The following is a 13,101-nucleotide window of genomic DNA, read 5'->3' on the forward strand; positions in this document are numbered from 1 at the left end:
GGACACCGCGGCCGTACGGCCCACGACCACAGACCCGGCACCGACGAACGACCCGGCGTCGACCACCGACCCCACGCCCCACCTCGCCGCCCAAGTCCGCGCCGACGGCGTCGAGTTCGTCCTGGCCGCCGTCGTCGACCTCGCGGACAAGCCCTGCGCCGAGCTCGTCCCCGTCGAGGCGGTCGAGGAACTCCAGTCCGACGGCGTCGGATTCGCGGGCTATGCCGCCGGCGCCCTCGGCCGGCAGCCCAGGCGACCCGGACGTCATCGCACTGCCCGACGTCGCCTCGTACACCCCACTGCCCCTCGTGTGCCCGGGACTTGCCCTCGTGCCCTGCGACCCGCACGTCGAGGGCAAACCCTGGCCGTACGCGCCCCGGATCATCCTGCGCGCCGTACTGGCGCGAGCCGCCGACCTCGGGCTCTCCCTCGCGGTCGGCGCGGAGATCGGGTACTTCCTCGTCCACCGCGACGAGCACGGCGCGCCGCGGCCATCGCGCACGGCGGCCTGTTGGTGATCGAGGGCAACGCGGCGGCCCGGTGCGGGACTTCGATGAAGGGCGTGGACATCGTCATAAGGGGTAACGTCGGCCTCATGAGCGCGTTCATGGGGCAGGTGGGACGGCTGGTGGTCTGCGGCATCTCTGGAGCGGCCCTGTGATCGCCGTCGTAGGAGCGGGCCTCATGGGCGCCGCCACGGCCTGGCAACTCGCCCGGCAGGGCCACGAGGTCACGCTCATCGAGGCGTACGAGATCGGCCACAAGTCCGGCAGTTCCCACGGCAGTTCGCGCATCTACCGCCGCGCCTACGGCGACCCCCTCTACGTCCGCCTGACCGGCCGGGCCCGCGAACTCTGGCAGGAGCTGGAGCACGACACAGGTACCCAACTGCTGCGCCTCACCGGGGGCTTGGACTTCGGCGCGGGCCGTGACCCCGAGGGCATCGCGGACATCCTGGCGGCAGCCGCCGTACCGCACGAACTGCTGACCGCGGCCGAAGCGGCGGACCGCTGGCCGCAGTTCCGCTTCGACGGACCCGTGCTCCATCACCCGGACGCGGGTACCGTCGACGCCGACGCGACGGTGGCCGCCGCCGTACGACGGGCCGCCGAACTGGGCGCCCGCGTCCTCACCGGCACCCGCGTCACCGGCGCGGAGATCCTCAACGACGGCCGCGTCGCGCTGAGTTCGGACGGCCCCACTGTCGTCGCGAACACGGTCGTGATCGCATCCGGCGCCTGGCTGCCCCAACTCGCCGCCCCACTGGGCATTCCCGAGCCCCTGCCGCCCCTCCAGGTGACCCAGCAGCAGGTCTTCCACTTCCGCCGCCGCGACCCGTCGGCGACCTGGCCCGTCTTCGTCCACAAGGACGAACTGAACCTCTACGGCCTCCCCTCCGGCAGCGACGGCGGACCGCTCCCGGCGTTCAAGGTCGCCCAGCACGACGAGGGCACCCCCACAACTGCCGACACCCGCACCGGCATTGTCGATCCGGCCTCGCGCGACAAGGTCACCGCGTGGGTGGAACGCACGCTCCCGGGCCTGGACCCCACACCCGTCGCCGAGGCGAGCTGCCTCTACACCACCACCCCCGACGAGGACTTCGTCCTCGACCGCACCGGGCCCTTCGTGATCGTCTCCCCGTGCTCGGGCCACGGCGCCAAGTTCACGCCACTCATCGGCGCGATGGCCGCCGACCTCGCCCTGGGCCGCGCCGAGCCCCACCCACGCTTCACGCTGAGCCGCCGATGACCTCCGACCCGCAACTCCCGGCAAACACAAGCCCATCGGCCGGAATGACCGCCATGGGCGCCGGCCGCGACGACGTCGGACTCCCCGTCCGCTTCCTGTCGGTCACCGCTCCCGATGATCACGGGAGGGACTGAAACGGTCTGGTGACAGGCCCGTTCGCTCGCTAGGCTGTTCGGCAGTACAGGGATCCTTCACGCGTCGGAGGCCGGGGTAGCGCGTCTCTCCGACGTGCTCGTTGGAGACGCCGATGGCGTACCGATCCCTGCTGCGTGTGCCCGGCGCGGCCTTCTTCCCGCTGGGCTTCCTGGCCCGCCTTCCCTATGCCACCTCGTCGCTCGCGACGCTCGTTCTCGTCCAGGCCGCCTCCGGCAGTTACGCCTTCGCCGGACTCGCCGCGGCGGCCCAGGGCATCGCCAACGCACTCGGCGCCCCCATCGCCGGGGCACTGGCCGACCGCCACGGCCACCGCCTCGTCGGGACGGTCACCGCACTCGCCAACGCCGCCGCCCTGACCGCCCTCGTCGTGGCGAGCCACAGCGGCCGCGCGAGCACGCTGACAGCCGCGGCCCTGTCCGGCCTCACCCAACCCCCGGTCGGCCCCCTCGTACGGGTCCACTGGTCCCGCCTGCTGCGCGCCCGCGCCCGGCCCGACCTCATACCGACCGCCTTCTCGTACGAGGCGACCGCCGACGAGATCAGTTTCGTCGCCGGACCCGCGCTCGTCGGACTGCTCACCGCCCTCGGCCCGACAGCGCCGACCCTGGCCGCCATCGCCCTCCTCGTCCTGGCCACCCTGCCCTTCGCCCTGTCGCTGGCCAAGGGGAGCACCGAATCCCGGCAGGACCCACGCGCGGAGCGAACTCCCTTGCCCCGCCTGCCACTTGTCGCGATGTTCCTCGCCATGGCCGCGATGGGCACGATCTTCGGCGCCGTCCAGACCGGTGTCACCGCCTACTCGAACGAGAGCGGGCACCCCGGCAGCGCCGGACTCCTCTACGCCGTCTTCGGCATCGGCAGCGCCCTGGCGGGCGTCGCCTGCGCCTGGCTCCCCGCGCGCTTCACCCTCCGCCGGCGGTACGTGACCTTCGCCGCGACGCTGCTGCTGGGCGCGCTCACCCTGGTCGCCGGGGAGCGGGGGCACGTGCTCCCCGCCGCCATGGCCGTCGCCGGGGTGACGGTCGCCCCGTACCTGATCAGCCTCTACGCCCTCACCGAACGCCTCGCGCCCGCCGACCGGGCGACCGTCGCCCTGACGATCCTGTGCGCGGGCGGCCCGCTCGGCACCGCGACCGGGCAGGCGCTGGCCGGATATCTGGCCGACGGCCACGGCAGCGGTGGAGCCTTCCTGGTGGCGCCGGTCGCGGCGGCAATGGCGTTTCTGCTGGCAGTCACCGTGGTTCTCGCACACTCCGCCCGAACCCGAGATCAACGATCCACCGGAACCCGGACATGAACGAGAGACGGCCATCCGCAGGGTCGGCCCTGTATCCGTTGCCGTCGCGCGCGAGACACCGGAGTCTTGGGGAAGGTGCCGGGCCACGAGGAGGACACACGATGGGGACGAGCGGTGACACGCCGGATGCCGAACGGCGACGGCTGGCCGAGGCCGACGATTCCGGGGTGCCCTGGCGCCGTTGGGGCCCCTATCTGAGCGAGCGCCAGTGGGGGACCGTACGGGAGGACTACAGCCACACCGGTGACGCCTGGTCGTACTTCACCCACGACCAGGCCCGCTCCCGCGCCTACCGCTGGGGCGAGGACGGCATCGCGGGCGTCAGCGACGACAAACAGCGGTTGTGCTTTGCGCTCGCGGTGTGGAACGGCCGCGACCCGATCCTCAAGGAACGGATGTTCGGCCTCACCAACTCCGAGGGAAACCACGGCGAGGACGTCAAGGAGTACTACTTCTACCTCGACAGCACGCCCACGCACTCCTACATGAAGTACCTCTACAAATACCCGCAGTCGGAGTTCCCGTACGAGGACCTCAAGGCCACCAACCAGGCCCGGGGGCGAGGCGACTTCGAGTACGAACTCCTCGACACCGGCATCTTCGACGAGGACCGCTACTTCGACGTGTTCGTCGAGTACGCCAAGGCGGGCCCCGACGACCTGCTGATCGAGATCACCGCGCACAACCGCGGCCCCGACGAAGCCCCGCTGCACCTGCTGCCGACCCTGTGGTTCCGGCACACCTGGTCCTGGGCCGGCGGCACCGCCGTACCGTCCATCCACCAGGAACCCGGCGGCCCGCTCCGTGCCGACCACGAGGAGTTGGGACCGCGCTGGCTGTACCGCGACGCGGACGCGGAGACCCTGTTCACCGAGAACGACACCAACAACGAGAAGATCTTCGGGAGTTCGAACTCCTCCCCGTATGTCAAGGACGGCATCGACCGCTACGTCGTCGGCGGCGAGACCGGAGCCGTGAACCCCGAACGGACCGGCACCAAGGCCGCCGTCCACCACGTGCTGACCATCCCGGCCGGTCAGAGCGCCACCGTCCGCCTGCGCCTCACCGCCACCGAACTGCCCGACTGGACCGGCGACTTCGACACCGTCATGACCCAACGGCGGGCGGAGGCCGACGAGTTCTACGACGGCATCACCTCCGCCGACGCGTCGGTCGACGAACGGCGGCTGGTCCGGCAGGCGTTGGCCGGCATGCTGTGGAGCAAGCAGTACTACTACCTCGACGTCGAGCGCTGGCTGTCCGAGCACGGCGTCGACCCGCTCGCCTCCGACCCCCGGGTGCGGAACAGCAACTGGTACCACATGGTCAACGACGAGATCATGTCGATGCCGGACACCTGGGAGTACCCGTGGTTCGCGGCCTGGGACCTCGCCTTCCACACCGTCGCCCTGTCGATGGTCGATCTCACCTTCGCCAAGGGCCAGTTGGACCTGCTGCTGCGTCGCCTCTACCTCCATCCCAACGGCCAGATCCCGGCGTACGAATGGAACTTCGGCGACGTCAACCCGCCCGTGCACGCCTGGGCCACCCTGTTCCTCTACGAGTTGGAGAAACACCGCACCGGCAAGGCCGACCGCGCCTTCCTGGAGAACGCCTTCCAGAAGCTGATGAAGAACTTCAGCTGGTGGCTCAACCGCAAGGACACCGACGGCAACAACGTCTTCCAGGGCGGCTTCCTCGGCCTCGACAACATCGGCGTCTTCGACCGCAGCGCGCCGCTCCCCACCGGCGGCCACCTCGACCAGGCCGACGGCACCGCGTGGATGGCGCTCTACTGCCAGAACCTCCTTGAGATCGCCATAGAGCTGGCCGTCGACAACCCCGTCTACATCGAGCAGGCACAGTCCCTCTTCGAGCACTTCGCGTGGATCGCCGTCGCCATGAACCGCATCGGCGCCGACAACGCGAGCCTGTGGGACGAGGAGGACGGCTTCTTCTACGACGTGCTGCGGCTGCCCGACGGCACGGCGACCCGGCTCAAGGTCCGCTCCCTCGTCGGACTGATCCCGCTCGCGGCCACCAGCCTGGTCGGCGGCTGGGCGGACCAGCGCTTCCCCGAACTGGTCGCCGGGGCAAGGGAGTTCATCGACCGCCACCCCGCCGTCGAAGCCACCATCTCCTCGCACGAGGCGCTGGGCCCGAACGCCGACGGCCGCTACCTCTTCGCCCTGTTCGGCGAGGACCGACTCCGGCGCATCCTGTCCCGGATGCTCGACGAGGGCGAGTTCCTCGGCCCGCACGGCATCCGCTCCCTCTCCCGCCATCACGCCGAGCACCCCTACACCTTCGAGGTGCACGGGGAGTCGTACGGCGTCGGCTATCTGCCCGCCGAGTCCGACTCCGGGATGTTCGGCGGCAACTCGAACTGGCGTGGCCCCGTGTGGTTCCCGGTCAACCTGCTGCTGATCCGCGCGCTGCTCAACCTGCACGCCTTCCACGGCGCCGACTTCACCGTCGAGTGCCCCACCGGATCCGGCCGACAACTCACGCTCTACGAGGTCGCCCGCGAGATCTCCGACCGGCTCACCGCCACCTTCCTGAGCGACGCCGACGGACACCGGCCGGTGCACGGCGCCCAGGCCAAATTCGCGAAGGACCCGCACTGGAAGGACCTGATCCTCTTCTACGAGTACTTCCACGGCGACAACGGCGCCGGTCTCGGCGCCTCCCACCAGACCGGCTGGACCGGCCTGTCCGCGGTCACCGCCACCCTCTTCCACACCCTGGGCGGCGAGGAGTGGTCGGCCCGGGGCCGCGAGAGCCTGCGCCCGACCGGCGACCGAGAGGAGCCCCTGTCATGACCGCCTGGCCCGAGCACCCGGTGATCTACGAGATCAACACCCTGATCTGGCTGGGGGAGTTGAGCACCCGCTACGGCCGCACCGTCACCCTCGGCGAGGTGCCCGCGCCCGCCTGGGACGAGGTCGCCCTCCCGGGTGTGGACGCCGTCTGGCTGATGGGCGTGTGGGAACGCAGCCCGGCCGGACTGGAGATCGCGCTGCGCGACGCCTCGCTCCAGGCGTCGTTCCGGGCCGCGCTGCCCGACCTCCGCCCGGAGGACGTCGCCGGATCGCCGTACTGCGTCCGCAGCTATGTCGTGGACGCGTCCCTCGGCGGCCCGGAGGGGCTGGCGGCGGCCCGCGCCCAACTGGCCGCCCGAGGCGTCCGGTTGATCCTCGACTACGTCCCGAACCACGTCGCCCCCGACCATCCGTGGCTGACCGAACGCCCCGACTGCCTCGTCCAGGGCACCCAGGACGACCTGTCCCGCGACCCCGCCGCCTTCCTGGAAGCCGGCGGCAAGGTCTTCGCCCGGGGCCGCGACCCGTACTTCGCGCCCTGGCCGGACGTCGTCCAACTCAACGCCTTCAGCGAGGAGTTGCGCACGGCTGCCGTCGACATCCTCGCCTCGATCGCCGACCAGGCCGACGGCGTCCGCTGCGACATGGCCATGCTGCTGATGACCGACGTGTTCACGAAGACCTGGGGCGAACGGGCCGGCACCGCACCGGCCGAGGACTTCTGGCCGTACACGATCCCCAAGGTCCGCGAGCGCCACCCCGACTTCCTCTTCGTCGCCGAGGCGTACTGGGACCTCGAATGGGCCCTGCGGCAACAGGGATTCGACCACTGCTACGACAAACGGCTCTACGACCGGCTGCTGCACGAGGGCGCCGATTCCGTGCACGGTCATCTGCAGGCCGACGTCCGCTACCAGCGCGGTCTGGTCCGCTTCCTGGAGAACCACGACGAACCCCGTGCCGCCGCCACTCTGTCACCCGAGCGGGAACGGGCGGCGGCCGTCACCATCGCCACCCTGCCCGGCGCGACGCTCTGGCACGAGGGCCAGTTCGAGGGGCGACGGGTACGCCCGCCGGTCTTCCTCTCCCGTCGGCCGGAGGAGCCAGTAGACAAGGAACTCCACGCGTTCCACCACCAGTTGCTCGCCGTCGTCGCCTCCTCAGGCATGCGTACGGGAGGGGAGTGGCAGTTGCTGGACTGCACGGGCTGGCCGGACAACCCCACCCACGAGAACCTGATCGCCTGGTCCTGGACAACGGATTCCAGCCGCCACCTCGTCGTCGTCAACCTCTCCGAACAGCCCGCGCAGGGCCGGGTCCGCGTTCCGTGGGCCGACCTCCGCGGCGGCTCCCACCAACTCGCAGAGCTGCTCACCGACATGACCTTTGATCGGGACGGCGACGAACTGGTCGACCCCGGCCTCTATGTCGAGTTGGAGGGGATGCGCTGGCATCTACTCGCGGTGATGCCCTGATCTTGACCTGTGGCCAACTGGTGAAGGATTGACGGGAGTTGTGAAAGGTGACAAGAATTCAGCTTGCTTCGCTGTGCTCTGGCTGAGCGGAGCATCTGCGAGCGGTCCGGTCGCGCACGCCCCCGATCATTTCCTTCCGTGCGCCCGCCGCTCGTTCTGCCACCTCCCACACCTTTTACCATCGTCGAGGCCCACTTTGTCACGTTCGCACCACCTCCGATCCCTGTCCGCCCTCGCGGCCACCGCGTTCATCGCCGCCGCCGCGCCCGTGCTCGCGGCCGGCCCGGCGAGCGCCACCGACGCCGACGCGTGCCAGTCCGCCACCGTGCAGTACCGCATCGTCGGCGCTGATGGAAACGTTGTCGGCGCCGACTGGACCTCGCAGGGCGGGTTCCTCCAGTGGGACACCATCCCCGGCACCGTCGAGGTCCGGCTGGCTCCCGACCAGAGCGTCGGGGACAGCTGCAAGTACCCCGTCTCGCTCGCCGAGTACACCGCCGAGGGCCCCAACTGGTACACCTCCGGCCACCAGACCATGGTCGACAAGGCCACGGTCTACCTCACCTCCAAGGACGTCGCCGGCGCGAGCGACGCCCAGCGCACCTGGCAGCAGCTGAAGGTCAAGTCACCTGACTGCTACGGCCAGATCGACCTGTACGGCGACGACGTCACCTACGACGGCGGTACGGGCGAGGGCCACGGCCCCCTGCCGTACGAGCCGGACAACATCATGACCCCGTACCACCTCATCGCGGCCTGGAACGGCGGCGACAAGGAGTGCACCCCGAGCACCCCGGACTCGCCCACCCCGACGCCGACGCAGCCCGCCTCGGCGCCGCCCGCGACGCCGTCGACCCCGGCCGGCAGCACGCCTCCCGCCGAGGAGTCGACCCCGCCGCCCAGCCCCAAGCCGTCGACGACGCCTCCCACGTCCGCGCACGTGCCGCCGCTGAAGTCGTCGCCCTCGCCCAGTCCGAAGGCGACGCCGAACGGCGGCAACCAGCCGCTGGCGGAGACCGGTTCCAACGCGCCGGTCGGCCTCATAGCCGGTGGCGCGGCCCTGGTGATCGCCCTGGGCGCCGGCGGGGTCTACGCGGCCGGCCGCGCCCGCCGTTCCTCCTGACACAGGCAGGCCCGGCGTGAACTGACCGCCCCGCTCCGTGAGTTGTCACGGGGCGGGGCTCACGGCCGTGGCCAGGGACGCCCGCCGAGCCGTTCGATGTCGGTGTTGAAGCGTCGTAGAAAGGCCGCGAAGGCGTCGATGTCCTCGTCCGACCAGGCGTCCATGATCTGGTCCAGGGACTGGACGAGACCCTCGCGTTCCTCGTCGAGCATCCGCGCGCCCTGGTCCGTGATGCGGAACTTGCGGGCCATGCCGCCCTGCGGGTCGGGGATGCGCTCGACCAGTCCGGAGCGCATGGCGGCCGCCGTCTGCCGGTTGAGGGTGGACGTGTCGAGACCGAAGGCGTCGCTCAACTCGCCGATGGACATGGGCCCTTGGACGCGGATCCGGCTCAGCAGGATGTAGGCGCTGCGCTCCAGCACGCCGTCCTTGCGGCGCCCGCCCTTCTGCGCGAGCAGCCCGTGCCGGCTGAGAAGCATCTGCTCGTACTCGACCTCGCGCGTGCGCCTGTCCATCGGTCCGCCGCCTCCTGCTTCCAGCCGGTGCCGCCGCCGTGTCCTGCGCTCCGGGGCGGCCCGGCCCATCCTCGCACGACGGTATGCATCATCCCCATCACATGGCTGATACATACGATGTGTACGATGCACATTCCTTCACGTCCCGACTGAACAGACATGCCGAGGAGTCCCGTCATGGACGCCCCCCAGCCTTCCGCCCGCGCAGGCGGCGTGATCGCCACGCTGGCCTTCGCCGGCACCACCGCGGCGATCATGCAGACGCTGGTCACGCCGCTCATCGCCGACCTGCCGGAGATGCTGCACACCTCGTCCTCGAACGCCGCGTGGGTGATCACGGCGACCCTTCTGGTGGCCGCGGTCTGCGTGCCGGTCGTCGGCCGCCTCGGCGACCTGCTGGGCAAGCGCCGCATGCTGCTCGCCTGCTCCGTCCCGCTGATCGTCGGCTCGGTGGTCTGCGCGCTGTCCTCGTCCGTCGTCCCGATGATCGTCGGCCGCGGTCTGCAGGGCATGGGCATGGGCATGGTCCCCCTCGGCATCGCCCTCCTCCGGGACGTCGTACCGCAGGAGCGCCTCAGCCCCTCCATCGCCCTGGTCAGCGCCTCCATGGGCATCGGCGGCGGCCTCGGCCTGCCGATCGCCGCGGCCATCGCTCAGTACGCCAACTGGCGTGCCCTGTTCTGGGGTTCGGCCGCTCTCGCCGTGGTCGTCGCCACGCTGATCTGGTTCCTGATCCCGGACGTACCGGCCGCCGCCAAGGGCCAGCGCTTCGACGCCCCCGGCGCCCTCGGCCTCGCCGTCGGCCTGGTCTGCCTGCTGCTCGGCATCTCCAAGGGCGCCGACTGGGGCTGGGGTTCGGCCACCGTCCTTGGCCTGTTCGCCGTCGCGCTCGTGGCCTTCCTGGCCTGGGGCGTATGGGAACTGCGCACCAGCGACCCGCTGATCGACCTCCGTACGACGGCCCGCCCCCGGGTCCTGATCACCAACATCGCCTCGGTCTTCGTCGGTGTCGGCATGTACTCCAGCATGCTGGTCGTCCCGCAGCTGCTCCAGTTCCCCGAGGCCACCGGCTACGGCCTGGGGCAGTCGATGCTCGCGTCCGGCCTCTGGATGGCACCCGGCGGCATCATGATGATGATCGTCTCCCCGCTCGGCGGAAAGCTCACCAACGTCCGCGGCCCGAAGTTCACCCTGATCAGCGGCGTGCTCGTCATCACCGCCGGCTACGCCCTGTCGATGGGCCTGATGAGCTCCGCCTGGGGCCTCATGGTCGTCTGCATCGTCATCAACAGCGGAGTCGGCCTCGCCTACGGCGCGATGCCCGCCCTCATCATGAGCTCGGTCCCCCTCTCCGAGACCGCCGCGGCGAACGGCTTCAACACCCTGATGCGCTCCCTCGGCACCTCGATCGGCGCCGCGGTGATCGGCGTGGTCCTCGCCCAGATGACCACCACGGCAGGCGGTTACACCTTCACCTCCGAGGGCGGCTTCCGCACGGGCCTCATCATCGGCGGCAGCGTCGCCCTGCTGGCGGCCCTGGTCGCGGCTGCCATCCCGGCGGTACGCGCAGCCGCCCCGAGCGAGGAGAAGGCCGAGGCGGTCAGCGAGCTGGAGGACGCGGGGGTCGAGTCCTGACCTCGGTGGGCTGAACGTACGGGGGGTGCTGCCCGGCGCCGGAGGACCGAGGGATCGCTCCTCCGGCGCGGCGGTGCTGACTAGCCCAAGTCCATTACCCCGGTGGGCAGTTGAGGGTCGGGCCACTGAGATTCGTAGCGCCACGTCCCCAACCCCCGTTCCGCGGCGAACGGTCCGGCACCCCTCTCGATCATCGCGACCGCCTCCCCGCGAGCCTTCTCCACCGCCCGGTGATCTGCCTCGCTCACCACTCCCAACCGGCGGCCGTGGGCGTACTCGTCCTCGTCCTTCCAGTCCCAGCGCGACAGGTCGGGCGCCACCACCAGGTCCAGCAGCAGGTCGAAGGTGTCGAAGCCGATGGACGTGCGGCGCATCGGATGCTGGAAGTTGACGTACCAGTGGGTGAGTTGGCCGTCACCCGTGGCATCGAAGAACGCGTTGACGCTGAACCACGTGTCGGGCGGCACCCATTGGAGCAGGGCCGTGTCCCGCCAGGACCACGGGCCGAGCTGCCAGTCGCCTGCGGCGAGGGTCGGCAGGGCGCGCAGGCGGGCGGTCTCGTCGCCGGTGAGGAGCCACTCGATCCAGGTCGTCGGGGCCAACAACTCGGCGCCCGGCCGGCACCCCAGGACCAGCGCCTCGGCGGTGTCCTCGACGACCCGCGACGCCTGAGCGCTCCACACCTTCCGGCGGAACACATCACGCCGTACGGCGGTCCGACCCGGCTGGAACTCCTGCATGCGTACCTCCGGACGCTCGGCTGACTCATGTCTGCCCGCGTGCCACCGCCCGGAACTCCAACGGCGTACGACCCTCCCGCTTGCGGAAGAACTTCGCGAAGTCGGTCGGCTCGCCGAAGCCGAGCGTGCGGGAGACGTCCGCCGCCGTGGCATCGGTGTGGACGAGGAGGCGCTTGGCCTCCAGGAGGACGCGGGCGTCGAGGTACCGCTTCGCGGTCGTGCCGGTCGCCGCGAGAGTCGCCCGGGTGAGGGTGCGCGGGCTGTAGCCCAACGCGGCGGCGTAGTCCGCGACTTGGTGACTGGTGCGGAAGTCCCGTGCCACGGCGGCGCTGTAGCGGCGGAACGTGTCGTCGGGCGGTGCGGACGACACCGGGTCCGGGCGGACGTGCGAGAGGCGGAGCAGGAGGACGGAGAGGAGCGTGCGCAGTGTCTGGAGGTGCGCGTCGAGGGGCAGTGAGGCCAAGTCGGTGTATTCGTGCGTCAGATGACGGAGTGTCAGGCGTGCCGCTCGCGCGTGCGGGCCCGTCGGGAGCAGGGGTGACTGGTCGAAGGGCGGATCGGCCAGGACGAAGCCGGGCTGCCAGATGACGATCGTGCCCCGGGTCGTCGTCAGGTCGGCGGGGACGTACTGGTGCACCTGCCCCGAGCTCACCCACAGCCAGCCGCCCTCCTCCACCGCGCAGTCCGTGAAGTCCACCCGGTGGCGCAGCGTGCCCTCGGTGACGTGGATCAGGTGGTGGAAGTCCGGCCGCTGCGGCGCCGACAGGTCGATGCCCCGACGCTCACCGCGCGCCAGCAGCTCGGTGAATCCCACGACGTCCATACCGATGGGCGCACTGAGTGACGGACGGTACGACACGTCCGCGATCTCGGGCCGATACTGACCGTTTTTTCCCATGGTGAGTCCCGAGCCTACCCCTGCCGGGCAGCGAACCGCTCCTACGGTCGAAAGCGCAGAGACCGGACTGGGCAAGGAGCTGGCGACGTGCGACTGATCGTGGGGATGACCGGAGCGACCGGGGCCGTCCTCGGTGTCCGACTGCTGGAGCAGCTCGCCGAGCTGCCCGAGGTGGAGACCCATCTCGTCCTGAGCCGCTGGGCCCGGACCACCGTCGAGCTGGAGACGGGACGCACCGCCCGTGAGGTCGCCGAGCTGGCCGACGTCGTCCACAGCCCCGAGGACCAGGGGGCCATCATCGCCTCCGGGTCGTTCCGCACCGACGGCATGGTCATCGTGCCCTGCTCCATGAAGACCCTGGCCGGCATCCGCACCGGCTACGCCGACGGGCTGATCGGACGGGCCGCCGACGTGATCCTCAAGGAACGGCGTCCGCTGGTCCTCGTGCCCCGCGAGACACCCCTGAGCGAGATCCACCTGGAGAACATGCTCGACCTCGCGCGCAAGGGCGTCCGCATCGTGCCGCCGATGCCCGCCTTCTACAACCACCCGGCCACGGTCGACGACATCGTCACCCACATCACCTCCCGCGTCCTCGACCAGCTCGACCTGCCCGCCCCCGCCGCCAAGCGCTGGGAAGGCATGCGACCCGCCCGCGACGCACGCGTCCACCCCGCCGCCTGACACA

General features: G+C 70.6%; 11 protein-coding genes. 8 read left to right on the plus strand and 3 right to left on the minus strand.

All coding sequences use genetic code 11. The annotated features are described in order from the left end of the window. The first annotated feature begins 221 nt into the window (after positions 1-221). The 6 genes from OG226_RS47325 to OG226_RS47350 all read left to right on the plus strand — a co-directional run bounded on the left by OG226_RS47325 (position 222) and on the right by OG226_RS47350 (position 8,625). Positions 222-518, plus strand: coding sequence for a hypothetical protein (locus OG226_RS47325; protein ID WP_328685700.1), 297 nt, complete (start codon positions 222-224; stop codon positions 516-518). A gap of 139 nt (positions 519-657) precedes the next feature. After that, entirely contained in the window at positions 658-1,752 is a 1,095-nt protein-coding gene (locus tag OG226_RS47330) for an FAD-dependent oxidoreductase (protein WP_328685701.1), read from the plus strand. A 247-nt stretch (positions 1,753-1,999) separates the two neighbouring features. Then, entirely contained in the window at positions 2,000-3,205 is a 1,206-nt protein-coding gene (locus OG226_RS47335) for an MFS transporter (RefSeq protein ID WP_328685702.1), read from the plus strand. Between the two features lie 101 nt (positions 3,206-3,306). Beyond that, a complete protein-coding gene (locus OG226_RS47340; RefSeq protein ID WP_328685703.1) occupies positions 3,307-6,027 on the plus strand; it encodes an MGH1-like glycoside hydrolase domain-containing protein in 2,721 nt (906 codons plus the stop codon). Then, complete coding sequence (locus OG226_RS47345; RefSeq protein ID WP_328685704.1) at positions 6,024-7,502, plus strand: alpha-amylase family glycosyl hydrolase; 1,479 nt, start codon at positions 6,024-6,026, stop codon at positions 7,500-7,502. Before OG226_RS47340 ends, OG226_RS47345 begins: the two co-directional genes overlap by 4 nt. A 196-nt stretch (positions 7,503-7,698) precedes the next feature. After that, positions 7,699-8,625 carry a hypothetical protein gene (locus OG226_RS47350; RefSeq protein WP_328685705.1) on the plus strand — a complete coding sequence of 309 codons (927 nt, stop codon included), beginning with the start codon at positions 7,699-7,701 and terminating at the stop codon, positions 8,623-8,625. Positions 8,626-8,684: 59 nt separating this feature from the next. Here OG226_RS47350 and OG226_RS47355 read toward each other — a convergent pair whose 3' ends face one another. Further along, complete coding sequence (locus OG226_RS47355; RefSeq protein WP_328685706.1) at positions 8,685-9,140, minus strand: MarR family winged helix-turn-helix transcriptional regulator; 456 nt, start codon at positions 9,138-9,140, stop codon at positions 8,685-8,687. Positions 9,141-9,317: 177 nt separating this feature from the next. Between OG226_RS47355 and OG226_RS47360 the strand changes: the two genes are divergently transcribed. Next, positions 9,318-10,775: an MFS transporter gene (locus OG226_RS47360; RefSeq protein ID WP_328685707.1), complete on the plus strand. Its 1,458-nt coding sequence runs from the start codon at positions 9,318-9,320 to the stop codon at positions 10,773-10,775. An 80-nt stretch (positions 10,776-10,855) separates the two neighbouring features. Here OG226_RS47360 and OG226_RS47365 read toward each other — a convergent pair whose 3' ends face one another. Together OG226_RS47365 and OG226_RS47370 are read right to left on the minus strand one after the other, a co-directional pair. Beyond that, the gene (locus OG226_RS47365) at positions 10,856-11,515 is read right to left on the minus strand and encodes a DUF402 domain-containing protein (protein WP_329352690.1); all 660 of its coding nucleotides are present in this window, start codon (positions 11,513-11,515) and stop codon (positions 10,856-10,858) included. 25 nt (positions 11,516-11,540) lie between these two features. Continuing rightward, positions 11,541-12,413, minus strand: coding sequence for an AraC family transcriptional regulator (locus tag OG226_RS47370; RefSeq protein WP_329352691.1), 873 nt, complete (start codon positions 12,411-12,413; stop codon positions 11,541-11,543). An 87-nt stretch (positions 12,414-12,500) separates the two neighbouring features. Here OG226_RS47370 and OG226_RS47375 point away from each other — a divergent pair, with 87 nt between their 5' ends. Then, positions 12,501-13,097 (plus strand): non-oxidative hydroxyarylic acid decarboxylases subunit B, encoded by a 597-nt coding sequence (locus OG226_RS47375; RefSeq protein ID WP_329352692.1) that lies wholly within the window; start codon positions 12,501-12,503, stop codon positions 13,095-13,097. The last annotated feature ends 4 nt before the right edge of the window (positions 13,098-13,101 follow it).

Source organism: Streptomyces sp. NBC_01261, from assembly GCF_036226385.1.
GTDB lineage: Bacteria > Actinomycetota > Actinomycetes > Streptomycetales > Streptomycetaceae > Streptomyces.

Excerpts from the sequence above, each read along its gene's own strand:
- OG226_RS47370 (WP_329352691.1), bottom strand. The coding sequence starts at position 12,413 with ATGGGAAAAAACGGTCAGTATCGGCCCGAGATCGCGGACGTGTCGTAC.
- OG226_RS47340 (WP_328685703.1), top strand. The coding sequence starts at position 3,307 with ATGGGGACGAGCGGTGACACGCCGGATGCCGAACGGCGACGGCTGGCC.
- OG226_RS47335 (WP_328685702.1), top strand. The coding sequence starts at position 2,000 with ATGGCGTACCGATCCCTGCTGCGTGTGCCCGGCGCGGCCTTCTTCCCG.
- OG226_RS47325 (WP_328685700.1), top strand. The coding sequence starts at position 222 with ATGCCGCCGGCGCCCTCGGCCGGCAGCCCAGGCGACCCGGACGTCATC.
- OG226_RS47360 (WP_328685707.1), top strand. The coding sequence starts at position 9,318 with ATGGACGCCCCCCAGCCTTCCGCCCGCGCAGGCGGCGTGATCGCCACG.
- OG226_RS47365 (WP_329352690.1), bottom strand. The coding sequence starts at position 11,515 with ATGCAGGAGTTCCAGCCGGGTCGGACCGCCGTACGGCGTGATGTGTTC.
- OG226_RS47345 (WP_328685704.1), top strand. The coding sequence starts at position 6,024 with ATGACCGCCTGGCCCGAGCACCCGGTGATCTACGAGATCAACACCCTG.
- OG226_RS47355 (WP_328685706.1), bottom strand. The coding sequence starts at position 9,140 with ATGGACAGGCGCACGCGCGAGGTCGAGTACGAGCAGATGCTTCTCAGC.